This is a genomic window from Delftia sp. WSY_7 (assembly GCF_043104845.1).
Classification (GTDB): Bacteria; Pseudomonadota; Gammaproteobacteria; order Burkholderiales; family Burkholderiaceae_C; genus Comamonas; species Comamonas tsuruhatensis.
Map to the genome: position 1 here is coordinate 333,921 of NZ_JBICLB010000035.1, position 22,486 is coordinate 356,406.

Annotated in this window: 21 protein-coding genes; 7 read left to right on the plus strand and 14 right to left on the minus strand. The window is 65.6% G+C overall.

Features of this window, described 5'->3' with window-relative positions; all coding sequences use genetic code 11:
* Positions 1–3 precede the first annotated feature (3 nt).
* Entirely contained in the window at positions 4–780 is a 777-nt protein-coding gene (xth, locus tag ACF8ME_RS21265) for an exodeoxyribonuclease III (RefSeq protein ID WP_392418097.1), read from the minus strand.
* A gap of 301 nt (positions 781–1,081) precedes the next feature.
* Here xth and ACF8ME_RS21270 point away from each other — a divergent pair, with 301 nt between their 5' ends.
* Together ACF8ME_RS21270 and ACF8ME_RS21275 are read left to right on the plus strand one after the other, a co-directional pair.
* Positions 1,082–2,167, plus strand: a complete 1,086-nt coding sequence (locus ACF8ME_RS21270; protein ID WP_392418099.1) for a fimbrial protein — start codon at positions 1,082–1,084, stop codon at positions 2,165–2,167.
* Positions 2,168–2,267: 100 nt separating this feature from the next.
* Positions 2,268–3,539, plus strand: coding sequence for an amidohydrolase family protein (locus tag ACF8ME_RS21275; RefSeq protein WP_392418101.1), 1,272 nt, complete (start codon positions 2,268–2,270; stop codon positions 3,537–3,539).
* Between the two features lie 35 nt (positions 3,540–3,574).
* Here ACF8ME_RS21275 and ACF8ME_RS21280 read toward each other — a convergent pair whose 3' ends face one another.
* Complete coding sequence (locus ACF8ME_RS21280) at positions 3,575–4,294, minus strand: Crp/Fnr family transcriptional regulator (RefSeq protein ID WP_046238151.1); 720 nt, start codon at positions 4,292–4,294, stop codon at positions 3,575–3,577.
* 51 nt (positions 4,295–4,345) lie between these two features.
* Positions 4,346–5,257 carry a LysR family transcriptional regulator gene (locus tag ACF8ME_RS21285; RefSeq protein ID WP_199960061.1) on the minus strand — a complete coding sequence of 304 codons (912 nt, stop codon included), beginning with the start codon at positions 5,255–5,257 and terminating at the stop codon, positions 4,346–4,348.
* A 151-nt stretch (positions 5,258–5,408) separates the two neighbouring features.
* Between ACF8ME_RS21285 and ACF8ME_RS21290 the strand changes: the two genes are divergently transcribed.
* Positions 5,409–6,410, plus strand: coding sequence for a Bug family tripartite tricarboxylate transporter substrate binding protein (locus ACF8ME_RS21290; protein WP_392418103.1), 1,002 nt, complete (start codon positions 5,409–5,411; stop codon positions 6,408–6,410).
* On the plus strand, positions 6,407–7,699 hold the full coding sequence (locus ACF8ME_RS21295) for a hypothetical protein (protein ID WP_392418105.1): 1,293 nt from the start codon (positions 6,407–6,409) through the stop codon (positions 7,697–7,699). Before ACF8ME_RS21290 ends, ACF8ME_RS21295 begins: the two co-directional genes overlap by 4 nt.
* 47 nt (positions 7,700–7,746) lie before the next feature.
* Here ACF8ME_RS21295 and ACF8ME_RS21300 read toward each other — a convergent pair whose 3' ends face one another.
* The 4 genes from ACF8ME_RS21300 to ACF8ME_RS21315 are packed head-to-tail and all read right to left on the minus strand — an operon-like array spanning position 7,747 to position 13,845.
* Positions 7,747–12,345, minus strand: a complete 4,599-nt coding sequence (locus ACF8ME_RS21300) for an IPTL-CTERM sorting domain-containing protein (protein ID WP_392418107.1) — start codon at positions 12,343–12,345, stop codon at positions 7,747–7,749.
* Positions 12,346–12,353: 8 nt separating this feature from the next.
* The gene (locus tag ACF8ME_RS21305) at positions 12,354–12,875 is read right to left on the minus strand and encodes a phage tail protein (RefSeq protein ID WP_392418109.1); all 522 of its coding nucleotides are present in this window, start codon (positions 12,873–12,875) and stop codon (positions 12,354–12,356) included.
* A gap of 5 nt (positions 12,876–12,880) precedes the next feature.
* On the minus strand, positions 12,881–13,372 hold the full coding sequence (locus ACF8ME_RS21310) for a phage tail protein (protein WP_392418111.1): 492 nt from the start codon (positions 13,370–13,372) through the stop codon (positions 12,881–12,883).
* Positions 13,372–13,845 (minus strand): tail fiber protein, encoded by a 474-nt coding sequence (locus ACF8ME_RS21315; RefSeq protein ID WP_312841326.1) that lies wholly within the window; start codon positions 13,843–13,845, stop codon positions 13,372–13,374. The genes ACF8ME_RS21310 and ACF8ME_RS21315 overlap by 1 nt, the downstream gene beginning before the upstream one ends.
* Positions 13,846–13,982: 137 nt before the next feature.
* Between ACF8ME_RS21315 and ACF8ME_RS21320 the strand changes: the two genes are divergently transcribed.
* Positions 13,983–14,354, plus strand: coding sequence for a DUF6916 family protein (locus tag ACF8ME_RS21320; RefSeq protein ID WP_016447528.1), 372 nt, complete (start codon positions 13,983–13,985; stop codon positions 14,352–14,354).
* On the opposite strand, the gene ACF8ME_RS21325 is transcribed toward ACF8ME_RS21320, so the two are convergent.
* From ACF8ME_RS21325 to ACF8ME_RS21350, 6 genes are all read right to left on the minus strand, one after another.
* Entirely contained in the window at positions 14,341–14,865 is a 525-nt protein-coding gene (locus ACF8ME_RS21325; RefSeq protein ID WP_016447527.1) for a GNAT family N-acetyltransferase, read from the minus strand. The genes ACF8ME_RS21320 and ACF8ME_RS21325 overlap by 14 nt on opposite strands.
* Positions 14,855–15,214 (minus strand): DUF6916 family protein, encoded by a 360-nt coding sequence (locus ACF8ME_RS21330; RefSeq protein WP_026062124.1) that lies wholly within the window; start codon positions 15,212–15,214, stop codon positions 14,855–14,857. The genes ACF8ME_RS21325 and ACF8ME_RS21330 overlap by 11 nt, the downstream gene beginning before the upstream one ends.
* A 94-nt stretch (positions 15,215–15,308) precedes the next feature.
* Positions 15,309–16,238: a dihydrodipicolinate synthase family protein gene (locus tag ACF8ME_RS21335; RefSeq protein WP_392418113.1), complete on the minus strand. Its 930-nt coding sequence runs from the start codon at positions 16,236–16,238 to the stop codon at positions 15,309–15,311.
* A gap of 11 nt (positions 16,239–16,249) precedes the next feature.
* Positions 16,250–17,422, minus strand: a complete 1,173-nt coding sequence (locus ACF8ME_RS21340) for an L-rhamnonate dehydratase (protein WP_392418115.1) — start codon at positions 17,420–17,422, stop codon at positions 16,250–16,252.
* Between the two features lie 28 nt (positions 17,423–17,450).
* The gene (locus tag ACF8ME_RS21345) at positions 17,451–18,479 is read right to left on the minus strand and encodes a 4-hydroxythreonine-4-phosphate dehydrogenase PdxA (protein WP_392418117.1); all 1,029 of its coding nucleotides are present in this window, start codon (positions 18,477–18,479) and stop codon (positions 17,451–17,453) included.
* A gap of 7 nt (positions 18,480–18,486) precedes the next feature.
* Positions 18,487–19,458, minus strand: coding sequence for a tripartite tricarboxylate transporter substrate binding protein (locus tag ACF8ME_RS21350; protein ID WP_034367281.1), 972 nt, complete (start codon positions 19,456–19,458; stop codon positions 18,487–18,489).
* A 114-nt stretch (positions 19,459–19,572) separates the two neighbouring features.
* Here ACF8ME_RS21350 and ACF8ME_RS21355 point away from each other — a divergent pair, with 114 nt between their 5' ends.
* The gene (locus ACF8ME_RS21355) at positions 19,573–20,529 is read left to right on the plus strand and encodes a LysR family transcriptional regulator (protein ID WP_392418120.1); all 957 of its coding nucleotides are present in this window, start codon (positions 19,573–19,575) and stop codon (positions 20,527–20,529) included.
* Here ACF8ME_RS21355 and ACF8ME_RS21360 read toward each other — a convergent pair.
* Positions 20,526–21,455 (minus strand): LysR family transcriptional regulator, encoded by a 930-nt coding sequence (locus tag ACF8ME_RS21360; protein WP_392418121.1) that lies wholly within the window; start codon positions 21,453–21,455, stop codon positions 20,526–20,528. The genes ACF8ME_RS21355 and ACF8ME_RS21360 overlap by 4 nt on opposite strands.
* A gap of 126 nt (positions 21,456–21,581) precedes the next feature.
* On the opposite strand from ACF8ME_RS21360, the gene ACF8ME_RS21365 reads away from it, so the two are divergent.
* A complete protein-coding gene (locus ACF8ME_RS21365; protein ID WP_043790761.1) occupies positions 21,582–22,364 on the plus strand; it encodes a putative hydro-lyase in 783 nt (260 codons plus the stop codon).
* The last annotated feature ends 122 nt before the right edge of the window (positions 22,365–22,486 follow it).

Consider the following 22,486-nt stretch of genomic DNA (forward strand, 5'->3'; position numbering starts at 1 on the left):
AACCTAGCCCAATGTCACGACGACCGGCGCATGGTCGCTGGGCTGCGGATTCTTGCGCGGCGCGCGGTCCACGATGCAGGCGGTGACGCTGGGACGCAAGGCCTCGCTGACCAGGATATGGTCAATGCGCAGGCCCCGGTTCTTCTGGAAACCCAGCATCCGGTAGTCCCACCACGAATAGCTTTTCTCGGGTTGGTCGAACATGCGGAAGGCATCGGTCAGGCCCAGCTGCAGCAGCGCCTGGAAATGCGTGCGCTCTTCCACCGTGTGGTGGATGGTGTCCTTCAGTCCGATCGGATCGTAGGAGTCGCGGTCCTCGGGCGCCACGTTGAAGTCGCCCACCAGCACCAGGCGCGGATGGGCTGCCATCTCGCTTTTCACCCAGTCCTGCAGCGCCTGCAGCCAGCGCATCTTGTAGGCGAACTTGTCGGTGCCGGGCGCCTGCCCATTGACGAAGTAGCCGTTGATCAGGCGCACCGGGCCGCCTTCGGCATCGAGGGTGGCGGCAATGATGCGGGCCTGCTCGTCCTCCAGGCCCGGGATATTGCGCACCACGTCGCGCACCGGCGTACGCGTCAGCCAGGCCACGCCGTTGTAGGTCTTCTGTCCATGGCTGACCGCGTGGTAGCCGGCTTCCTGCAGCGCCTGCAGCGGAAACTTGTCGTCGGTGAGCTTGAGCTCCTGCAGCGCCAGCGCATCGACAGGATTGGCCTGCAGCCAGGCCAGCAACTGCGGCAGGCGCACGGACAGGGAGTTGACGTTCCAGGTGGCGATTTGCATAAATAAATCCAATTAAATCAAATGGTTGCGTGATTTTTCGATGGCTGCTCTTGTGGTGGTTGCCAGCCTGTTCACCCGAAAAATCATGCCCTTGCCGCAGCAGTCAGCCCCTATTTTGATGCGCGATTGCGCTTGGGTGTTTTTCAGGCGATTCGGCAGCGCGGCTGTCAGCCCTGGCTTCGGCCAGCGTATCGGCATGCGGGGCCGTTGACGTGATGGGGCCTGCCTCGCCACGACCTTCATGGCACCGGGCAGACCTTGAATCAGATTGATCTGATTTCATCTCGGATGAAAGGTGCCTATGATTGAAAATTTACCAAGGAAATGCGGCCTTGGAATTTTTTATTATCCGGAGGTATTCAAAATGCATATATTCGCAGGTGCTTTTTGCAGAATAAACAAGGCTGTCATGATATTTATTTTGGCAATGATGGCCACCTCCGCATGGTCCGCATGCGCAATTGAAAATACAACTGATGGGTCAGGCTATTACAAGTATGTGTTCAGTAATTTCAATCCTCCAGAATTCAATTCCAATGTGGCCAAGAATACGGTGATTTACTCAAAAACCGCTGTAGCGGTAATAAGTAATGGGCTTGGCGCTAGATTGATGAATTGTGATCCACCGGTCACGGGCTATCTTGTAGGTAAATCTACACCAGTCAATAATATATACCCGACGACAGTCGAGGGTATTGGCATGAGGGTTTCGACTAGACATGGTGCTGCGCCTGTAAGTGGTTTGGGGTATTCCAATCACCCCGGATCTTTTGCATATACATTTATCGATGTCACAGTTGAGTTGATCAAGACCGCAGATGGCGATATCACTGCAGGTGGCGTGCTGGACAGCGATTTCCTGTACGAACGCGCGAATGATGCATCTGGCCAGCTTCTCGCTCAATACAGCTTTTCCTCGCCTGTCGTCCTCCGGCCCAGGGTGCCCACCTGTACCCCACAGGCGCCGGAGCCCGTGCGCATGGCCCAGACTGTCACTCAAAAACTCACCTCAATCGGCTCAACCGGTGCTCCCCGCTCCTTCCTCATCTCGTTGTTGTGCAAGGGCGGCATTCCAGGTTCGTTGACCAATGCCTATGTCACCCTGACGGATGTGGCAAATCCTGGAAATATCGGGAATGCTCTGACCCTGTCGAAAACCTCGGTGGCAAAAGGTGTGGGTGTGCAGATCCGCAAGGATGACCAGATACTGGGCTTTGGCCCGGACTCCAATGCCGCCGGCAACAGGAATCAATGGTTTGCAGGGTCTGTTGCCTACGGGCAGGAGCGGTTGGATATCCCGCTGACGGCGCGCTATGTCAAGACCGAAGAGAACGTGACCATAGGCAGTGCCAATGCGGCGGCGACCTTCACCATCAGCTACCAGTAGTTCCCCCTGATCCCTTGCGCTTTCGGTCTGACCGCTGGCAGGCCATTCAGCGTGGTCAGGCAAGTCTGCGGGTGCGCGGCCATGCCCGCAGAATACGCAGATGCTTGATCTACTCGTCATTCACGCCACGCTGCCCGACGGCCGCCAGGACATGTCCATCGCCGTGCAGGGCGGGCGCATCGTCGAGGTCGCGGCCGGTCTTTCAGCGCCAGCCCACCAAGTGGTCGATGCGCAGCACCAGCTGGTCTCGCCGCCCTTCGTCGATCCGCATTTCCATATGGATGCCACGCTGAGCCACGGTCTGCCGCGCGTCAACCGCAGCGGCACGCTGCTGGAGGGCATAGCGCTGTGGGGCGAGCTCAAGCCGCTGCTCACGGCCGAGGCGCTGATCTCGCGCGCGCTGGAGTATTGCGATTGGGCGGCGGCCAAGGGGCTGCAGGCCATCCGCAGCCATGTGGATACCAGCGATGCCCGCCTGCTGGCCGTCGATGCGTTGCTGGAGGTCAAGCGCCAGGTGGCTCCCTATATCGACCTGCATCTGGTGGCGTTTCCGCAGGACGGCGTGCTGCGCTCGCCCGGCGGCGTCGCCAACCTGCGGCGGGCGCTGGACAAGGGCGTGGACGTGGTGGGCGGCATTCCCCACTTCGAGCGCACCATGGCCGAGGGTGCCGACAGCGTCAGGCTGCTGTGCGAGCTGGCGGCCGAGCGCGGCCTGCTGGTGGACATGCACTGCGACGAGTCCGACGACCCGCTGTCGCGCCACATCGAAACCCTGGCCTTCGAGGCGCAGCGCCTGGGCCTGCAGGGCCGCGTCACGGGCTCGCACTGCACCTCCATGCACAGCATGGACAACTACTACGTGAGCAAGCTGCTGCCGCTGATCGCAGAAAGCGGCGTGGCCGTGATTGCCAATCCGCTGATCAACATCACGCTGCAGGGCCGCCAGGACAGCTATCCCAAGCGCCGCGGCATGACGCGCGTGCCCGAACTGCTGGCCGCAGGCGTCAACGTGGCCTTCGGCCATGACTGCGTGATGGACCCATGGTACGGCATGGGCTCGGGCGACATGCTGGAGGTCGCCCACATGGGCCTGCATGTGGCGCAGATGACCAGCCAGGACGGCATGCGCGACTGCTTCGACGCCGTGACCACGCGCGCGGCGCGTGTGATGCACCTGGACGGCTATGGCATCGAGGTCGGCTGCGATGCCAGCTTCGTGCTGCTGCAGGCGCGCGATGCGGCCGAGGCGATACGGCTGCGCGCCACGCGCCTGAAGGTGTTCCGCAAGGGCCGGTTGCTGGCCGAGGCGCCTGCTGCAACGGCTGCGCTGCATCTGCCGGGCCGCCCGGCAAGAATCGACTGGCGCCGCTGAACCGGCGCTGAACCGCCGGCGCGCTGGCGCCGGCCTCAGGCGCCGGCCAGGCTGGCCTCGCGCACGATGGTCTGCAGGGCCACCAGGTCCCTGACCACCAGGCCCTGGGCTTCCACGCGAATGCAGGCGTCGCGCTCCATGCGCTTGAGCTCCTGGTTCACGCGCTGGCGCGAGGCGCCCAGCAACTGGGCCAGCTCCTCCTGCACCAGTTGCAGGCCTATGCGCAGCTCGCGCGGGTCGTCCAGCACCTGTGTGCCGTAGCTGCGCGACAGGTGCAGCAGCTGCTTGGCCAGGCGTGCGCGCAGGGGCAGGGTGTTGAGGTCTTCCACCAGCCCGTAGGTCTGGCGTATGCGGTGGGCCTGCAGGCGCAGCAGGGCGTCGTAGAACTCCACATGCGTGGCCAGGATGGCGTGGAAGCTCTCCTTGTCCACGCACAGCAGCGTGGTGTCGCCATGGGCATAGGCATCGCGCGTGCGCGGCTCGTCAAGAAAGGTGGACATGGCACCGAACCAGGCGCCCGGCTCCACATAGGCCAGCGTGGTCTGCCGACCCGACAGGCTGGTCGAGCTCATGCGCACGGCGCCCTGTGCGCAGGCAAACCATTTGTGCGGCACGTCGCCGCGTGCGTAGATCAGCGCACCATCCTTGAGCCGCCGGACCGTGGTCTGGCGCAGGATGTCATGGCGCAGCGAGGGCGAGAGGCTGCAGAACCACTGGCCGGAATTGATGGCCTCGCGCTCGGCGGGGGTGAGCATGGGCTCGTGGGTACTCGTTTGCAAACCGCTTGTCTCCAATCGGCCGCAATTTTAGGGCGTGCGGGCCTGCGGATAGGCGTGCAATTGCTCGCGCAGCAACTGCACGAAGCAGTCAGCCCTTTCGGTGGGCGCGTATTGGGGCGGCAGGGCCAGCACCACCTCCACCGCACAGGCTGGAAGCAGTGGCAGCACACGCAGGTCGCGCGCGAACACCGAGGCCACGTAGGGGTTGACCACGCCCAGCCCCAGCCCCTGTGCAGCCAGGCTGCAGATGGTGGAGGAGTAGGTGGTCTCCATGGTGGAGCCGGCTTCTATGCCCTGCTCCTGCATGGTGCTGCGCAGTTGCAGGTAGATGTCGTCATCGGCGTTGAGCGTCAGCAGCAGCTGGCCCTGCAGATCGCGCACATGCAGCCGCGTGCGCATGGCCAGCGCATGGTCCGGGTGCATGACGCAGACGGCGCGGCTGCGGTGCAGCACGGTGGCGTCCAGCTCGGGCGTGCTCAGCGCCATGGTGCTGACCACCAGGTCGAAGTGGCCATGCAGCAGGCCCTCGCGCAAGGGCGTGGAGCCCAGGGTCTGCAGGCTGATGTGGGTGCCCGGGTAGCGCTGTGCAAAGCTGCGCACCACGGCCGGGATCACGCTCAGGCCCAGGGCCGGCGTGCAGCCTATGCGCAGCGTGCCGGCGCCGGACTGGCGCAGTGCGGCCAGGTCGCGCTCTATGCGTTCGCGCCCCAGGAAATGCTGCTGCACGGTGGCGAACAGTTCCACGGCCTCGGCCGTGGGGCGCAGCCGGCCCTTGTGCATGTCGAACAGCTTGAGCCCTGCGGCCGCCTGCATCTGGGCCAGCAGCCGGCTGACCGAAGGCTGCGTGGTGTGCAGCAGCCGCGCGGCGGCCGTGGTGGTGCCGGTCTGCATGACGGCGCGGAAGGCTTCGATCTCTCGGGCGCTCAGGGGTCTGGACATGGCGATTCGGTCCTGCTCGGGGTGGCTGGCAATGTATATCTTTTCTGTATAGAGGCCACGGAAAAATGCATTTTTTCAAAGATGCCCCGCTTTCTACACTGGCCTCATTGCATCGTTTGCCCAGGCGCGGCAGCGCCATCGAAAGGATTCCATGATCAAGACAAGCGCAGGCAGCAAAGCCGCCATGCTCGCTGCGGCCATCTCCGCCTCGTTGGCTGGCACGGCACCAGTCGCCGCCATCGCGCAGGATGGCTTTCCCCAGCCGGGGCGCCAGCTGCGCATCATCGTGCCGTTCACTGCAGGCGGCAGCTCCGACGTGCAGGCACGCATGCTGGCCGACCGCCTGAGCCGGCTCTGGGGCCAGCCGGTGGTGGTGGAAAACAAACCCGGCGCGGGCGGTCATCTGGGAGGCCGATATGTGGCCGATCAACCGGCCGACGGCTACACGCTGATGGTGGGCTCCATCGGCCTGCATGCCGCCTATGGCGTATACAGCAAGCTGGCCTATGACCCCGCAAAGGATCTGCGCGTGGTGACCGTGCTGGCCGAGATGCCGCATGTGGTGGTGGCCACGCCCAGCCTTGCCGCCAGCAACCTGGCCGAGCTGACGGCGCTGGCCAAAAAGGCGCCTGGCACGGTCAACTTCGGCTCGGCCGGCGTGGGCTCGTCGGTGCACATGATGGGTGAGCTGTACAAGCTGCAGGCGGGCGCGCCCATCGTGCACGTGCCTTATCGCGGCAGCTCGGCCGCGATCAACGACCTGCTGGGCGGCCAGATCCAGCTCATGTTCGAGAACCCGCCCACGGTGCTGTCGCACATACGCGGCGGCAAGCTCAAGGCGCTGGCCGTCACGGGCAGCCAGCGACTGCCGGCCCTGCCGGACGTGCCCACGGCGGCCGAGTCCGGTCTCAAGGACTTTGTGGCCACCTCCTGGACCACCGTGGCCGTCTCCTCCAAGGTGCCCGAGGCCATCGTCAAAAAGCTCAATGACGACATCCGAAAGGTCGTGGCCACACCCGAGTTCCGCAAGGGCCTGCAAGAGCAGGGCATGAGCGCCGTCGCCAACAGCCGGCCTGAGGCGCAATCCTTCGTTGCCCGCGAAAAGCAGCGCTGGGACCGCGTGATCGCCGAAGGCCACATCTCCGCCCAATGAAACGCTCCATGACTTCGAACACCCCCGCATCCTTCGTCCCCTGCCACCGCCTGGGCGATGGCCGCCAGCACCACTTTTTCGGCTACTACAACAAGTCCAGCTGGGACCGCAGCAATCGCCTGGTGCTGGCGCAGCAAACGCCGTGGATGGACCAGTACCTCACGCCCCAGGCGCGGGCGTCCATCGGCTACTTCGATACCGAAAACGGCGACCGCTTCCACGCCGTGGGCGAGACCGGCGCCTGGAACTGGCAGATGGGCAGCCAGCTGCAGTGGCTGGACGGGCTGGCGGGCCGCCAGCTGATCCACAACGACAGGACGGCAGATTCCGGGGGGCGCTATCCGGGGTTCGGCTCCGTGGTCATCGATGTGGACAGCGGCGCGCGGCGCACCCTGCCCATGCCTGTGTATGTGGTGGCGCCCAGCAGTGCCTGGGCGCTGTGCGTGGACTACCGTCGTCTGTACGTCACGCACGAAACCATCGGCTACAGCGAAGAGGGTGGTCCCTTCGCCTTGCCCCTGGCGCCCGAGGACGACGGCATCTGGCGCATGGAGGTCGCGACGGGCGAGGCAAGGCTGCTGGCCAGCTATGCGCGCCTCAAGGCATTTCATCACCGCACATCGATGGACAAGGCCATCCACTGGGTCAGCCATATCGAGGTCAACCCGTCGTCATCGCGCATCCTGTTCCTGCACCGCTGGACCGAACGCGTCAAGGACGAAACCTGCTTTCTGCACCGCCTCATCACCATGGCGCCCGACGGCTCCGACATGCGCCTGCTCGAATGCTCGGACCATCCGCTGCCCCAGCTGGCCGACGACTTCGACCCGATGGCCGTGGGCACGTTCGACTACGAAAAGTCCGAATACCAGATCTCGCATCCGCTATGGCAGGACGACAGCCACATCATTGTGTGGGGCCCGCATGCCGGGGAGATCCACTATCACCTCTATGACGATGTGGACGGCGGTGACGTGCAAGTGGTGGGCGCAGGCGTGCTGGTGGAGAACGGCCACATGAGCTTCTCGCCCGTGGACACGCGCTGGCTGCTCAGCGACACCTATCCCGACGACCGAACGCACGAGCGCTTCCTTTTCCTGTACGACATGCACACGGGCGAGCGCCACGACCTGGGCAGCTTCTACGCCTCTCCCGATCTCAGCAAGGAAAACCGCTGCGACCTGCACCCGCGCTGGAGCCGTGACGGGCGCCAGGTCTGCATCGACTCCGTGCACGAGCACCAGCGGCAGATGTATGTGCTGGATGTGTCGGGGATCGTGCAGGCTTGACTCGGGTAGTCGGGGGCGCGTGAGCGGCCCCGGCTACCGTGTAGGACTCAGCGCGGCTTGCGCATTCGCGTGCGGCGTCCGGCCAGGGCTGCGACGCCCAGCATCAGCGCTGCCAGCGTCCACTGGCCCCATTGCGAAAGCGTGGGAATGGCCGCGGGGCTGCCGCCGGCAGCGGCGGCCAGCACGGCCACGCCGCCCGGGTCACTGATGAAGGCGTTCACATCCAGGTCGTCATCGCCGTTCCTGCCGTCCTCAATCGTCAGCGTCACGCTGTTGTCGCTGGCGTTGAACTGCGCGCCGGTGAAGTGATACCAGTGCGGCGTTGCGTTGTCGGACGTGGGGCCGTACTTCCAGTACTGTGCATTGCGGGGCAGATTGTTCGGGAACGTGAGCTTGATGCTCACCGTGGATCCCGGCGCACCGTTGTGGACAGCGAAATCGAACAGGCCCAGCGGGAACTGGAGATTGGCAGGCGGTGCATCGGCAGGTGACCTGATGTGCCCCTGCAGCGGGATGAAGCCCGCAGTCTGCGCCGGGCCTGTTCCCATGGGTGTGAAGACCCATGGGCTTCCCGCAGCAATCTCTGCTGAGACCGTCGTTCCGCCCACGGCACCGGTGATGGTGCTCAGAGAGTGGGGGGGCAGGGTGATCGTGAAGGTCTGGTTCACGGGCGTTGCCGCGGCGTACTCGGCATCGCCGGCCTGGCTGGCCTGCAGCGTGCAATCTCCCGTGCGCATCAGCCGCAGCGAGGTGCCCGTGACCACGCAGGTCTGAGGAGTGAGGCTGCTGAAGCTGATCGGCAGGTTGGAGTTGGTTGCGGCGGCGTTTGCCAGCGACAGGGCCTGGGGGCTCAGATAACGCAGGGACGAGAAATCGAAGGTGATGTTCTGGATTGCCTTGCCGACTGCAATCTGTACCGAGCCGGTGGCCTGTGCATGGTTGGCATCGGCCGCCTTGGTCGCCGTCACCGTGCAGCTGCCTACGGCCGTGCCGGTGACGGTGTTGCCGAACAGCGCGCAGTTGCCAGCGCCTGCCGTCAGCGCCAGCGTGAGTGCACCGCTGCCGCTGCCGCCAGTGACGGTGACCGTGCTGGAGTCGCCTTTGGGAATGCTGGCGGGTGATGCCACCACGGACAGGGCCACCTGGCTTGCCTGTGACACCGTCACCGAAGTGCTGGCCGTGGCCTCTTCATGGTCGGCATCCGCTGCCTTGGTGGCCGTGACCGTACAGGTTCCGACACCCAGGCCGGTGAGCGTGGAGCCCGCGATGCTGCAGGGGCCCGCGACGCTCAAGCCGATGGCGCCGGTGCCCGAGCCGCCCGTGGTGCTCAGTTGCGAAATGCCGCCAAAGCTGATGGCTGCAGGACTGGCCTGCACCGACAGTGCTGTCTGTCCAGCCTTGGCCACGATGACGGTGGTGCTGGCGCTGATGGCCTGGTGGTTGATGTCGCCAGCCTTGGTGGCCGTGATGGTGCAACTGCCGGCGCCAATGGCACTCAACTGGTTGCCCGTCACCGCGCAGAACTGGGCACCACCCGTCACGGCGTAGGTGACGGCGCCGCTGCCCGAACCCCCAGTGGTCGCCAGGGTTGCCGTGGCGCCGAAGGTCAGGGTCGAAGGCGTGGACTGCACGCTCAGGGTGACCTGGGCTGCAGGGGTCACGGTCACCACGGTGGTGGCCAGCGTGTCCTGGTAGTTGGCATCGCCCAGCTTGGTGGCGGTCACTGTGCAGGAGCCCGTGCCTTCCGCAGTGAGCGTGTTGCCGTTGACGGAGCAAAAGGCGGCTCCATCCGTGATGGAAAAGCCCACGGCGCCGGACCCTGCGCCGCCACTGGTTGACAGCGCGGCCGTGCTGAAGGCCGCCAGCGTGCTGGGTGTTGCCATCGCCGTCAGCGCAGGCTGCTGGGCCTTGATCACCGAGATGTCCACGGTGGTCGTGGCGGCCAGGTAGCTGGCGTCTCCCGCCTTGGTCGCCGTCACGGTGCAATCGCCCACAGCCGTGGCTGTGACCGTGTTGCCTGTCAGGGTGCAATAGGCCGCGCCTGCAGTTACGGCGTAGCTGATGGCGCCTGCGCCAGAGCCGCCGTTGGCGCTCAGCGTGGTGGTGCCGGCATAGGGCAGGGTCTGCAGTGCTGCACTTGCCGTCAGTGCAGCCTGCGGGCTCTTGTCATTGGTCAGCGAGAACGAGGTGCTGGCCGCCCCTGCCTGCGCCGTCACGGTATAGCTGCCGGCGAACAGGTTGGCCGTGGCACTCAGCGATGCGATGCCCTGGTCGTTGGTCGTGACCGAGGTTCTTGTGGCAAAGGTGGTGGATGGCCCCGATGCGGCAGGCGCATTGAAGTCCACCATGATGCCGGCAAGCGGCTGGTCGTCGATGTCGGTGACCTTGACCGACAACGGCGTGGCAAAAGGCTGCTGGATGCGGGTGGACTGTTGAGAGCCAGTGAGCACCGCCATGGCCGCAGGTGGGCCGAAAGGATCGATGCGAAATACCAGACCATTCGAAAGGCTCTCGTTTGCGCTGAGGGCGCTGTTCGCAGGGTTGGTCAGGCCGTTGGTGCCCGATGTGGTGGTGGCGCCGCCCACGGAAAGAAGGGTCCTGCCCTGCACATTGGTTGCGGCCAGGCTGCGCATGGCCTCGTTTTCCGAGGTGCCCAGGAACCCTGCATAGTTCCAGTTGTTCGGATCGCTGGTTGCGATGCTGACCAGGAAGCCGTCCTGCTTGCCTCCTGGCGTGGTGGATAGGCCGCTTTGTGCCTTGACGGGAAAGCCTGCTCCATTGCTGGTGCTGCCCGTGGCGAACCACTGCACGCCGTCGCCGGCCAGCCCTTCCACGCTGTCGTAGCCATTGCCACCCAGGTAGGTGGCGTCCAGCACCTGGTCTCCTGATGCATTCAGACGCAGCACAAAGCCGTCCATGCCGGTGCTGCGCGCGGTCTGCGGCCCTAGGCCCTTGCGCAGTCCGCCGTTGTCGGCAGGAAAGTTGTCTGACCCGGTCTCCCCGCCCACGAGCAGTGAGCCGTCATACATCAGGTTCAGTGCCAGTGCACGGTCCGCACCGGCGCCCGAGCCTGTCAGCAGCGTGAAGTAGTCGAAGGCGCTGCCGTCGGCCCGGATCTTGGCGACGAAGCCGTCTGATCCATCGATGGCGCGCGAATTGATTTGTGTCCTGAGGCCCGTGGCGCCCGGCATCCCCGAGACAGAGTCGGTAGCGCCTGCCACATAGGCCGCGCCGGTGCTGTCCACGGCAATGGCATATCCGATGTCGGCACCGCCGTCGCCGCCGATGTATCCGGCGTACTCCAGCCCGCTGCCTGAAGCGTCGATGCGGGCCACGAAGGCATCCCGCATTTCTGACTGCGCAGGGCCGGAGCCGTGGTTGAGCTGCGGCCCGTTCACGGCAGGAAAGCCTTTGCCTTCCGTGAATCCGGTCACGTAGACCCGGCCAAGGGTGTCCAGAGCCAGGGCATTGGCCTGATCGTCACCCGTTCCACCAATCAGGCCCGAATACAGAATTCCGGCACCGTCTGGGGTCAGGCGCATGACGAAGGCATCCCTATCCGTCGTGCTCTTGCTGCGCCGAAAGCGTTGGTTGGCATCTGTGCCAAGCAGGGGGAAGCCGGTGGATTCCGTGCTGCCCGCCAGGTGGATGCGGTTTTGTATGTCCACGGCCAGGCCGTTGCAGGCGTCGTCTCCCGATCCGCCCACATAAGTCACGCTCAAGGGGACACCCTTGGGATCGAATCTGACGACGAAGGCATCCTCGCCACCTTTGCTACTGCCCGCGTTGGGCAGGTCGGACGATTGCGTCACGCCACAGGCGTAGGTGTTGCCGTCGCTGTCTCGCGCCACGGCGTTGACCTGGTCGGCCGAGTTGCCTCCGACCAGGCCCGAGTAGCCGGTCCAGGCCGGATCGATGACCAGCGGCAGGCCTTTGTCATGGCTGCCCAGCTCAAAGCCCACGCGCCAGGTGGTGGCGTCCACCTGCTCCAGCCGATAGCGGGCGGGCACGTCCACGCGGCCATTGCCCCGGGGTTGGTAGACCAGCGGTGCATCGTCGGTGAAAAGGTCGTTGCCTATGCTCCACTGCAGCGCTCCCGTGGGCAGGATGCGTGCATCCGTCGCACCTTCCACGCGCAGCCAGACCTGTGCGGCATCGGCACCAGGAGCCAGTTCAAACTGGTACTTCAGACCGCCGGGCTCGCCCTGGAAAACGGCATCAATGCCGGGCCAGACACTGCGGTAGCCCAAGGCACCGAAGCTGCGCAGGCCCGTGCGCCATTGCGCGGCTTCGCCGACCAGCCAGTGGTACAGCGTGGGCGAAGGCTGCATGCCCTGCGGCGCCGACATGGTCCCGTTCTCGAAGCTGTAGCGCAGGCGCGAATCCGGGCGCAGGCTCAGGCTCCGGGCCACGCCGGATGCGGCCACCGACCGGCCTTGCACGCTGGTGGCCCGGCCGGGCAGGTCGATGCTCATGCCTTGCGCGTCGAAACTGATGCGCTTGCCTGAGGCCATGGCGCGAAAGCCGGCCCCGGGCATTTCTATGAAGCGGTTGTCCCTGCCAGAGAACTCGCGTTGCACCAGGGGATCGGCCTGAGCCCCCGTGGTCAAGGTCAACAGGGTCAAGGCCGCAATGGAACTGCGCATAGGTGTACTCAGCTCCGTGCGGGGAAGATGCCCTGCAAGGCGATGATGAAGTTCATGACCAGGTAGGGCGGAAGATTGTTGTGTGGCTGGCTGTCGCCCGCAGCTTGAGGGGGAGCCATGGTGACCGCAGAGGTGTTGGAGGCTGGCGCGATGTAGGGGCGCGTCGGTGCGGTGCCCAGGACGGCGCCTGCCGGGCTTGCTACAGCGGGATCCGCAGGCGTGCCCGCTCGGGCCAGATGGCTGTGGACGGGAATTTCCGATGCCTGCAGCGTCACGGTTTCAACACCGCCGGATTCGCCCAGATCGCGCAGTGACAGTCCAGGTCCTTGGCCCGGGTGCATGGGCATGCGGCCCTGCAAGTCGGGAAGCGCGAAGTTGGACTTGCCATCTCCACCATATGCCGTTCCCAGCAGGGAAAACAGCGCCGTGTTCTGAGAAAGCGGTATGAGCTGACCATCGCAAAAGGCCCAGCCCTTGGGTGCGAAGTTGAATCCGCCAATGCGGATTTCGGCGACGAAGGGATCGGACATGGTCTTCAGGTCGGAGAAGGAAAGAGGCCTTGCATGGCCATGCAAAAGCTCAGTGCCAGATAGGGCGGCATATTGAGGTGTGGCTGGCCGCCGCCCACATTGGCCAGCAGGGCTGGCATGGTCGTATCACCGCTTTGCGCATAGTGGCCGCGCGCCGCTGCAGGCAGGTTGCCGTTGCCCGATGTCGCCTGGCCCGTAGTGCCGGAAGCGGCCATGGCGTGGCTGTGCTGCGGTATCTCTGGCAGGGTCAGGGTATGGGCTTGCTCGCCTGCTCTCTCTCCCTGCGTATGGCCGGCTCCCATGTGCATGGGCATGCGGCCGCGCAGGTCGGGCAGTGCAAAGTTGGTCTGCCCGTTGCCACCGTAGGTGGTGCCCAGCAGCGAGAACAGTGCTTGGTTCTGGTTGATGGGCAGCAACTGCCCATTGCAAAGAGCCCAGCCTTTGGGGGCGAAGTTGAAGGAGAAGACGCGAACCTCTCCGAGAAAGGGGGTAGACATCAGGTGGGGGAGGGATAGATGCCGAACAGCGAGATGATGAAGTTCACGCAAAGGAAGGGCGGCATATTGGTATGCGGCTGCGACCCTCCTACCGAACTCACCATCGATGCAGCCATGGGCGTGGCGGGGACGCCGTTCACAAAGGCCTTGTGATCCCTGTGCTTGGCAAACACTGCCTCGGCGGGCGAGGCCAGAAAGCCTGTGCCCGAGGACGCGGGAACGCCGTGCGTGTGGGCTGGAATCTGATTGACGGTCAGCGTGACGTCTTCGACTCCAGCGGCCTGAGCCAGCGGGAATCCGTTGCCTGCGTGCAGGGGGATGCGGCCACGCATGTCTGGCAGGGCGAAGGTGCTTTGGCCATCACCGCCGTATGTCGTGCCGATCAGAGTGAAAAGGGTTTCGTATTCCGAGATGGGCATTTGCTGCCCTTCGCAGAACATCCAGCCTGCCGGCGCGAAGTTGCCGGCAAACATGCGGATTTCCCCAACAAAGGGTTGAGCCATGACAGGGTGGGGTTAGTAAACGTTAATAATTGCAAAATAGTTTAGTATGGCAACCTGTTTCGCAGCAAAAATATTTTGCTTCTGTTGCTTGGGCAGGAAGGGCCACGATGAAGACAGGACGCCGTGCTTTCATGCAGGTTGCAGGGGCCTTTCCCGCTGCAGCGGCCGTTTCCGGGATTCCAGTGATCGCCTGTGCGGCTGGCATGGAGTTGCGCCGCAGCCACTTTCAGCCGCTGCTGGGCCATAGCTTCTCGGTAGCAGGAGAAGTTTCCGAGTTACGTTTGGTTTCGTTGGCGGCGCTGCCGCACACACTGCACGGCGACCGCTCTTTCAGCGCACTGTTCGAGTTGTCCCGCCCTGGCGCGTTGCTGCAGGACACCTGGGAAATCTCTCATCCGGCTCTGGGAAGCCACGCCGTCTTCCTGAGCCCCAGCGACGCGCGAGGCGGTCTGCTGGAAGCCGTGTTCAACCGCGGCTGAGCGCCGCGGTCCTGCGCATGCGCAGGTAGATGCCTTCCTGGTCCTGCTCGACAAAGCCCAGGCGCTTATACAGGCGCCGGGCTGGATTGTTGGCTTCCACGAACAGCTGCATGTCGCGCCCTTCTTGATCTGCCCAGCCGGCCAGCCATTGCATGAGGGCCGTGCCCAGTCCCTGGCCTTGAACAGCGGCGTCGAGCGAGATGTCCATCACTCCCAACGGCCCGGGTGCGAGATTGAGGTAGAGCCGGCCTATAGGCAGACCTGCCCTCTCGATCACGAAAAACGCGCCGTGTGCGTAGTGCTTGCGGTAGTGCTGGTCCTGCAAAGCGAACTGCGAATCGCAGAAGGCATGCTTTTCTGCTTCGCTCCAGGGCACGGGCGCCAGTTCGGCAGCGCGTACCTGGCGGTACAGGGCGCGGAGAAAAGCGTAGTCGGCTTCTTCGGCCAGGCGCAGCCGCACATCCTCCAGATACAGCGGCGGCAGCTCGGGCACGAACGGCTCAGACGGCATGGGAAAAGCAGGCCTCGTAATCGACATGGCCTGCCGACTGCGCAATGGGCGTGATGAAGATGGCGTAGTCACCGAGCTGCGCATGGCGCACGCGGTAAGTGCGCTGCGGCAGCTGCGGCTGGCGCGGACCGCGAAACACCAGGGAGAACTGCAGCATGCCGGGCGTGTCGGCCGATGTCTGCGTTGCGCTGAGCACTTGCATATCGATGCCGATGGTGTGCTCTCCCTCCGCCATGAAGAAGCTCACGGTCTGCTGGGCAAGGGCCTGGGCGTCGCTCCAGGACAGGACTCTGGCATACAGCGCGTCGTCCAGTTCGACGTTGGACGGGGACAAAGAGGTTGCGGACATGGGCGGCAGTCTGATCGGTGGGGCTGGCAGGCACAGAGCGGCAGCATAGCCCATGCACAGGCGGCGGTTTTCTTCTGCTGAGACCTCAACTGCCTCAACCCCCCCAGCGCAGCACCAGCGGATCCAGCCGCCGCGCAATGTCCAGCAGCTGGCGGCGCACCTCGGGGTGCATGGGCGGCCAGGGCGCGCGCGGCGCGTCGCAGGCGATCACGCCGCCGGCCTTCATCAGCGCCTTGGCGGCCAGGAAGCCGGCCTGGCGGTTTTCGTGGTTGATCAGGGGCAGCCAGCGCTGGTAGAGGGCGAATGCGGTGTCGGGGTCGCCGTTTCTGTGGGCTTCGATGATGGGGCGTATGCCGTCGGCAAAGCCGCCGCCCGTCATGGAGCCCGTGGCGCCGGCCTCCAGGTCGGCCAGCAGGGTGATGCCTTCCTCGCCGTCCCAGGGGCCTTCGATGGCCTCGCCGCCCAGGGCGATGAGTTCGCGCAGCTTGCCGGCGGCGCCTGAGGTTTCCATCTTGAAGTAGCAGACCTGCTCGATCTCGCGGGCCATGCGCGCGAGGAAGGCGGGGGACAGCGGCGTGCCTGCGGCGGGCGCGTCCTGCACCATGATGGGAATGGCGATGGCATCGGACACGGCCTGGAAGAAGCCGTGGACCTGGGCCTCGCCGAAGCGGAAGGTGGCGCCGTGGTAGGGCGGCATGACCATCACCATGGCCGCACCCATGTCCTGCGCGCGGCGGCTTCGCTCGGCGCACACGCGCGATGAGGTGTGCGTGGTGGTGACGATCACGGGCACGCGGCCCGCCACATGTTCCAGCGCCGTGCGCGTGAGGACCTCGCGCTCGTCATCGGCCAGCAGGAACTGCTCGGAGAAGTTGGCCAGGATGCACAGGCCATCCACGCCCGAGTCGATCATGAAATCCAGGCAGCGCCTCTGGCTGGCCAGGTCCAGCGTGCCGTCCTCGTGGAAGGTGGTGGGTACCACGGGGAAGATGCCGCTGTAGCGCGGCCGAGAAATTCCGGGCATGGCGTGCTCCCTTATTCGACGATGCGGAACTGGTCCAGGTACTCGGTCTTGAGCGTGAGGCCCAGGCCCGGCACATCGTCCCTGAGCTGCAGGAAGCCGTTCTCGGCCACGGGCTCGCCGTCGAAGATGTACCAGAACAGCTCATTGCCCACTTCCACGTCGAAGATGGGGAAGTACTCGGCCATGGGCGAGGCCAGCGTGCTCATGGTCAGGTGGTAGTTGTGCATCTGGCCCGCATGCGGGATCACAGGCACGCTGAACGCCTCGCACAGCGCATTGATCTTGTGCGCGGCCGTGATGCCGCCCACGCGGTTGGTGTCGTACTGCACGACGCTGACGGCCTTCTTGTCCAGCAGCTGCTTGAAGCCGTAGAGGCTGAACTCGTGCTCGCCGCCCGAGATCGGAATGCCGCTGAGCCGGCTGAGTTCGGCGTAGCCGTCGATGTCGTCGGCGATCACGGGCTCCTCCAGCCAGCGCGGCTCGAACTTCTCCAGCTTGGGCAGCATGCGCCTGGCGTACTCCAGGTTCCAGCCCATGTAGCACTCCAGCATCAGGTCGCAGTCGTAGCCTATGACTTCGCGCACGGCCTCGACCGAGCGCAGGTTCTCGCGCACGCCTTCCTGCAGATGGGCCGGGCCGTAGCCGAAGCGCATCTTGAAGGCCTTGAAGCCCTGGTCCAGGAATTTTTGCGCCTCTTGCTGCATGGCCTTGAGGTCGGTGCGGTAGAGCTTGCTGTAGTAGCAGGGAATCCTTTCCTTGGTGCGCCCGCCCAGCAGCTTGAACACGGGCTTGTTCACGCTCTTGCCCAGGATGTCCCAGATGGCCAGGTCCACGGCCGAGATGGCGGCCATGGTCACGCCCTTGCGGCCCCAGGCTTGCGTGGCGCGGTACATGCGCTGCCACAGGTATTCGTAGTCCCAGGGGTCCTGGCCGATGACCAGGGGCGCCAGGTACTCGTCGATGATGGCCTTGGCGATGCGCGGCGCCAGCGCCACGTTGCCCAGGCCGACGATGCCGTCGTCGGTCTCGATCTCCACCACCGTCCAGGAATGGAAGCGGAAGGTGGACATGGTCTCCTGCGGCGCATAGAGCAGGTCCATGGCGTTGGAGCAGAAGTTGCCCTGGGGCGGCACGGTCTTGCCTTGCCATTCGTAGACGCGGGCGCGGACGGATTTGATTTTCATGATGGTGATGGCGAGGGAGTGAAGTCAGTCAGGGCAGGCGCGCGGCGCCCATGCGGCAGGCGATCAGAAAGGCCTGCCAGGTGGCCTCCACGCTGGCCCGGCCCTGGCCCGCGATGTCATAGGCCGTGCCGTGGGCCGGCGTGGTGATGGGGATCGGCAGGCCGCCCTGCACGGTCACGCCGCGCGAGAAGCCAAGCAGCTTGATGGCGATCTGGCCCTGGTCGTGGTACATGGTCACGATGGCCTGGTACTCGCCCGCCTGGGCCTTCAGGAAGATGGTGTCGGCCGGGAAGGGACCATGGAACGGATCGGGCGTAGGCCAGTCGCGGGCCTGCAGCGCGCGCACGGCCGGTGCGATGATGTCGATCTCCTCGCGCCCGCAGGTGCCGCCGTCGCCGTTGTGCGGGTTGAAGCCCGCCACCGCCACCTTGGGGGCCGCCATGCCGCTGGCCAGCAGTGCGCGGTAGATCAGCTCGGCCGCCTGCGCGATGCGCTCCTGGCTCAGATAGTTGGCCACGTCCCTGAGCGGCACATGCGACGAAATGCGCGAGGTCCACAGATCGCCCAGCGTATTGAATTCGCAGAAATAGCCGGTGACGCCCAGGTGCTCGGCAAAGTGGTGCAGCTCGTCCTCATGGCGCAGGCCGCCCAGCTTCATGGCCTGCTTGTTGAGCGGCGCAAAGCAGATGGCGTCGATCTGGCCGGCCTGGGCCGCGTCCATGCACCGGTCCAGCACCTGCAGCACCGAGCGCCCGCCTGCGGCTTCGGCACGGCCCTGGTGCACGGCATCGGGGGCCACCGTGTCCAGGGCCAGGAAGGCGGGCAGGGCGGTGTCGGTGCGGCCCCGTGCATGGGCCATGCTGGCGATGGGCGCGGTGGCCACCTGCAGGCCCGCGATGCGCTGGCCCTGCTGCCACAGCCAGGGGTCGCCGGCCAGCACGATGTTGGCCTTTTGCATGGCCTCGGGCCGCGCCAGCAGGCGTGCGATCAGTTCGGCGCCTATGCCGGCGGGATCGCCCAGGGTCAGGGCGACGACGGGAAGTTCGGATGCGGGCATGTGCGGCTCAGTCGATCTTGATGTGGTTCTTGCGGATGATTTCGCCAAAGCGCTGGTACTCGGCGTTGTGCAAGGCAATGAACTCCGCCTGGCCCATGGGCTGCAGCTCGGCGCCCACGGCCTCCAGGCGCGTGCGCGTCTCGGGCATGGCCAGCACCTTGTTGACCTCGTCGTGCACCCGTGCCTGCACGGCGCGGGGTGTGGCCGCTGGCATGTAGATGCCGTACCAGGCGCCTATCTCCACGCCCGGCAGGCCGGCCTCGGCCAGCGTCGGCACCTGGGGCAGCTGGGCGTTGCGGCGCGGTGACGTCACGCCCAGCGGGCGCAGCTTGCCGGCCTTGATCTGGCCGATCACCGAAGGCATGGTGTCGAAGCTCATCTGCACCTGGCCGCTGACCAGGTCCACCAGGGCGGCGGCGCTGCCCTTGTAGGGCACGTGGGTCAGTTCAATGCCGGCCGCGTCCTTGAACATCTCGGCCGCGATGTGCTGGGTGCTGCCCGTGCCGCTGCTGGCGAAGTTGATCCTGCCGGGCTCCTTGCGGGCCAGGGCGACCAGTTCCTGCACCGAGTTCGCGGGCAGGTTGTTTCCCACCACCAGCACATTGGGCACTGCGCCCACATAGGCCACAGGCACCAGGTCGCGGTTGCTGTCGTAGCCCAGCTTGAGCAGGTGCGGGGCAATGGCATGGGCCGTGACCACGCCCATCACCATGGTGTGCCCGTCCGTGGACTTGGCCGTCATGTCCACGGCCAGGGTGTTGGAGACGCCGGGGCGGTTTTCCACGATCACGGGCTGGCGCAGCAGCGGCGCGAGCCGGTCGGCCACGGCGCGTGCCATGGCATCCGTGCCGCCGCCCGGGGCCGAGCCCACCAGCATGCGCACGGGCCGCGCGGGCCAGTCGGGCGGGGTTGGCGGGGTTTGAGCGGTGGCGAGCGAGGGCAGCAGGGCGGCTGCGGCCAGCAGGATGCGGCGTTGCATGTCTTGTCTCCGGTGCTTTTGTTGTGGGCCCATGCTAGGCAGGCAATTGATTGCCGTAAACTGAAAATTGCTGATGAATGGATAACTCCAGGCAATCAATTCAAAGGGACTTCCATGGGCTCCATCGACCGCAGGGACAGCACGCCGCAACTGCTCAACCGCCTGCGCATGCGGCAGGTGGCGCTGATGCTGGCCATAGAGGAGCAGGGCACGCTGCGCGGCGCTGCAGCCCGGCTGGGCCTGAGCCAGCCGGCGGCCACCAAGATGCTGCATGAGCTGGAAGGCGCGCTGGGCCTGCCGCTGTTCGAGCGCGTGGGCCGCGGCCTGCAACTGAACGCCGCCGGCGAGCGCGTGACGGGCTACTTCCGCCACCTGCGCGGCGGCATGGAGGCGCTGAACCGCGAGCTGCAGGAACTGCGCGAAGGCAGCGCGGGGCGGCTGGCCGTGGGCAGCATCATGGCGGCGTCGCCGGGCCGCCTCACGCAGGCGCTGCTGGCGCTCAAGCGCCAGTGGCCGCTGTTGTCCATCGAGGTGGCCGTGGACACCAGCGACCGGCTGCTGGCGCAGTTGCAGGACGGGGTGCTGGAGGTGGTGGTGGGCCGTCCGGCCGGGCCGTCCGACGCGGATCACCGGTTTTGCTCGCTCGATGATGAGGCCCTGTCCATCATCGCGGGCTGCAGCCATCCGCTGGCGCGTGCCCGCAGCGTGGGCTTTGCGCAGCTGCAGGCCTATGGCTGGGTGCTGCAGCCGCCGGGCAGCCCCATGCGCGCGCTGATCGACCAGGAGTTCCAGGCCCACGGCCTGCCGCTGCCGCGCGGCCTGATCGAGACGGGCTCCATCCTCACCACCATGAACCTGGTGCGCAACTCCGATCTGGTGGCCGTGATACCGCAGGCCGTGGCCCGCGACCATGCCGAGCACGGCATGGTCCGCATCCTGTCCTACCGCATGCGCCGCAACCTGCAGTCCTACGGCAGCCTGGTGCGCCGCGACCGGCCGCTGAGCCAGGCGGCCGCCAGCTTTCTGGCGCTGTTGCACGGGCAGGAGCCGCCGCCGGCATCCGCGCCCTAGCCGATGTACCGCACCAGATGCGGGCTGACCCGCTTGCAGTAGCTCTTGCAGACGCGGCGCAGCACTTGGGCGGTGTCGGTGACGCCGGGCGACGGGCACTTGGGGTACCAGGTGGTGATGCGAAAGGAGGGTGGCGTGGGCAGATCCAGCTCCACCAGCTCCCCGCTTGCCAGCTGCGGCGCCACCAGCATGCCGTGCATGATGGCGACGCCCAGGCCCTCGCGCACCAGCGAGACCAGGGCCGCCAGCGAGGGCGATCCCGAGATGCGCAGATCGCTGGAGACCATGCCGCTTTGCACGGCCAGTTGCTGTGCCATGGCCACGGCCTGCTCGTAGGGGCCGGTGCCGCGCATCTGTGTCAGCAATTGCTTGCCCAGCGCCTTGTGCAGTCCATCCTTCCTGGGCACCAGGCCCCGCCTGGCAATCCAGTGCACGGGCACCTCCAGCAGGTTCTCGACCACGGCGAACTGGGGGTCCACGCCGCTGCCGGTGCGCACGATCAGGTCCAGATCGCGCCGCATCATCTGCTCCGACAGGTGGGTGCTCAGATCGACGGTCAGGTCCAGCTCGATATGCGGCAGGCTGGCACCCATCGCCTTGACGAATTCGGGCAGGAAGGTGTGTACCGCCGTCTCCAGCACGCCGACCCGCAGGCGGCAGCCGATGGCGTCGTCGGACCTGGCGGCACGCTCCAGGGTGCGTGCGGCTTCGATGACGGCCTCCGCATGCCGCAGCAGCCGGGCGCCGGCGTCGGTGATCTGCAGCGTCTTGCGGTCCCAGTGGAACAGGGTCACGCCCAGGTCCGACTCCAGCCCGCGTATGCGCATGGAGACGGCGCCGGGGCTGGCATGCACCAGTTCGGCCACGCGGCGCACGCTGCCGATGCGTGCCAGCAGCACAAAGGTTTCCAGAAAGCGGATGTTCATGGGGGTCTGCGCGGGCTGCGGTGGCTGTTCAGTTTTTCTGGGAGAGGCTGCGCACAATTCCTGAGTGGACCGGTGGCCTGCTGCTTTTTACATTGGGAGGCATCTCCACTCAATAGAGGCTCACCCATGACGCACTGGACCCATCCGACCGAGTTCCGACAGGAGGTGCGCGCCGGCCGCTTTCGCGGGCAGACGGCAGGGCAGTGCCCCGGCTACACCCAGGGCAACCTGGCGATATTGCCGCGCGAGTGCAGCGAGGAGTTCCTGCGCTTTGCTCGCCTCAACCCCAAGTCCTGCCCGCTGATCGGCGTGACCGAGCCCGGCAGCAGCCGCGTGCCCGAACTGGGCGATATCGATCTGAAGACCGACCTGCCCTCGTACTGGGTGTTTCGCGATGGTCACAGGGCCGAGCAGGTGAATGACCTCACCGACCTGTGGCGCGACGACCTGGTGGGCTTCGTCATCGGCTGCTCCTATTCCTTCGAGGATGCGCTGCGCGAGGCGGGCGTGCCCGTGCGCCACATCGATGAAGGCCGGGGCGCGCCCATGTTCATCTCCAGTATTCCCAACGGCCGGGCCGGCCGCTTCGGCGGCAGCATGGTGGTCAGCATGCGGCCCATGACGACGGCCCACGCCATCCGCGCCATCCAGGTCACTTCGCGCTTTCCCAGCGTGCATGGGGCGCCCGTGCACCTGGGCGATCCCGCGCAGATAGGCATTGCCGACATCGACAGGCCGGACTTCGGCGAGCCCATGGCGCTCAGGCCGGGAGAGATTCCCGTGTTCTGGGCCTGCGGCGTGACGCCCCAGCAGGCCATACGCTCGGCGGCCCTGCCATTCGCCATCACGCACGAGCCGGGCCACATGCTGGTGACGGAGTTGCGCAACAGCCATCTGGCCGCGTTCTGACGGCCTGCCTGCCTGGCTTGGGGCCCGCTTCGGCGGGCCTTTTTCTTTGCGTCGCCGGCCGGCAAGGGGCCGCTCCTGTTCAGTTTTCGTGAACAGAGGGGGCGAAAACTTCTCGATGGACG

Excerpts from the sequence above, each read along its gene's own strand:
- ACF8ME_RS21360 (WP_392418121.1), bottom strand. The coding sequence starts at position 21,455 with ATGAACATCCGCTTTCTGGAAACCTTTGTGCTGCTGGCACGCATCGGC.
- ACF8ME_RS21340 (WP_392418115.1), bottom strand. The coding sequence starts at position 17,422 with ATGAAAATCAAATCCGTCCGCGCCCGCGTCTACGAATGGCAAGGCAAG.
- ACF8ME_RS21285 (WP_199960061.1), bottom strand. The coding sequence starts at position 5,257 with ATGTCCAGACCCCTGAGCGCCCGAGAGATCGAAGCCTTCCGCGCCGTC.
- ACF8ME_RS21335 (WP_392418113.1), bottom strand. The coding sequence starts at position 16,238 with ATGCCCGGAATTTCTCGGCCGCGCTACAGCGGCATCTTCCCCGTGGTA.
- ACF8ME_RS21325 (WP_016447527.1), bottom strand. The coding sequence starts at position 14,865 with ATGCCGTCTGAGCCGTTCGTGCCCGAGCTGCCGCCGCTGTATCTGGAG.
- ACF8ME_RS21365 (WP_043790761.1), top strand. The coding sequence starts at position 21,582 with ATGACGCACTGGACCCATCCGACCGAGTTCCGACAGGAGGTGCGCGCC.
- ACF8ME_RS21355 (WP_392418120.1), top strand. The coding sequence starts at position 19,573 with ATGGGCTCCATCGACCGCAGGGACAGCACGCCGCAACTGCTCAACCGC.
- ACF8ME_RS21345 (WP_392418117.1), bottom strand. The coding sequence starts at position 18,479 with ATGCCCGCATCCGAACTTCCCGTCGTCGCCCTGACCCTGGGCGATCCC.
- ACF8ME_RS21300 (WP_392418107.1), bottom strand. The coding sequence starts at position 12,345 with ATGCGCAGTTCCATTGCGGCCTTGACCCTGTTGACCTTGACCACGGGG.
- ACF8ME_RS21270 (WP_392418099.1), top strand. The coding sequence starts at position 1,082 with ATGATTGAAAATTTACCAAGGAAATGCGGCCTTGGAATTTTTTATTAT.
- ACF8ME_RS21290 (WP_392418103.1), top strand. The coding sequence starts at position 5,409 with ATGATCAAGACAAGCGCAGGCAGCAAAGCCGCCATGCTCGCTGCGGCC.
- ACF8ME_RS21350 (WP_034367281.1), bottom strand. The coding sequence starts at position 19,458 with ATGCAACGCCGCATCCTGCTGGCCGCAGCCGCCCTGCTGCCCTCGCTC.
- ACF8ME_RS21315 (WP_312841326.1), bottom strand. The coding sequence starts at position 13,845 with ATGTTTGCCGGCAACTTCGCGCCGGCAGGCTGGATGTTCTGCGAAGGG.
- ACF8ME_RS21310 (WP_392418111.1), bottom strand. The coding sequence starts at position 13,372 with ATGTCTACCCCCTTTCTCGGAGAGGTTCGCGTCTTCTCCTTCAACTTC.
- ACF8ME_RS21295 (WP_392418105.1), top strand. The coding sequence starts at position 6,407 with ATGAAACGCTCCATGACTTCGAACACCCCCGCATCCTTCGTCCCCTGC.
- ACF8ME_RS21280 (WP_046238151.1), bottom strand. The coding sequence starts at position 4,294 with ATGCTCACCCCCGCCGAGCGCGAGGCCATCAATTCCGGCCAGTGGTTC.
- xth (WP_392418097.1), bottom strand. The coding sequence starts at position 780 with ATGCAAATCGCCACCTGGAACGTCAACTCCCTGTCCGTGCGCCTGCCG.
- ACF8ME_RS21330 (WP_026062124.1), bottom strand. The coding sequence starts at position 15,214 with ATGTCCGCAACCTCTTTGTCCCCGTCCAACGTCGAACTGGACGACGCG.
- ACF8ME_RS21305 (WP_392418109.1), bottom strand. The coding sequence starts at position 12,875 with ATGTCCGATCCCTTCGTCGCCGAAATCCGCATTGGCGGATTCAACTTC.
- ACF8ME_RS21275 (WP_392418101.1), top strand. The coding sequence starts at position 2,268 with ATGCTTGATCTACTCGTCATTCACGCCACGCTGCCCGACGGCCGCCAG.
- ACF8ME_RS21320 (WP_016447528.1), top strand. The coding sequence starts at position 13,983 with ATGAAGACAGGACGCCGTGCTTTCATGCAGGTTGCAGGGGCCTTTCCC.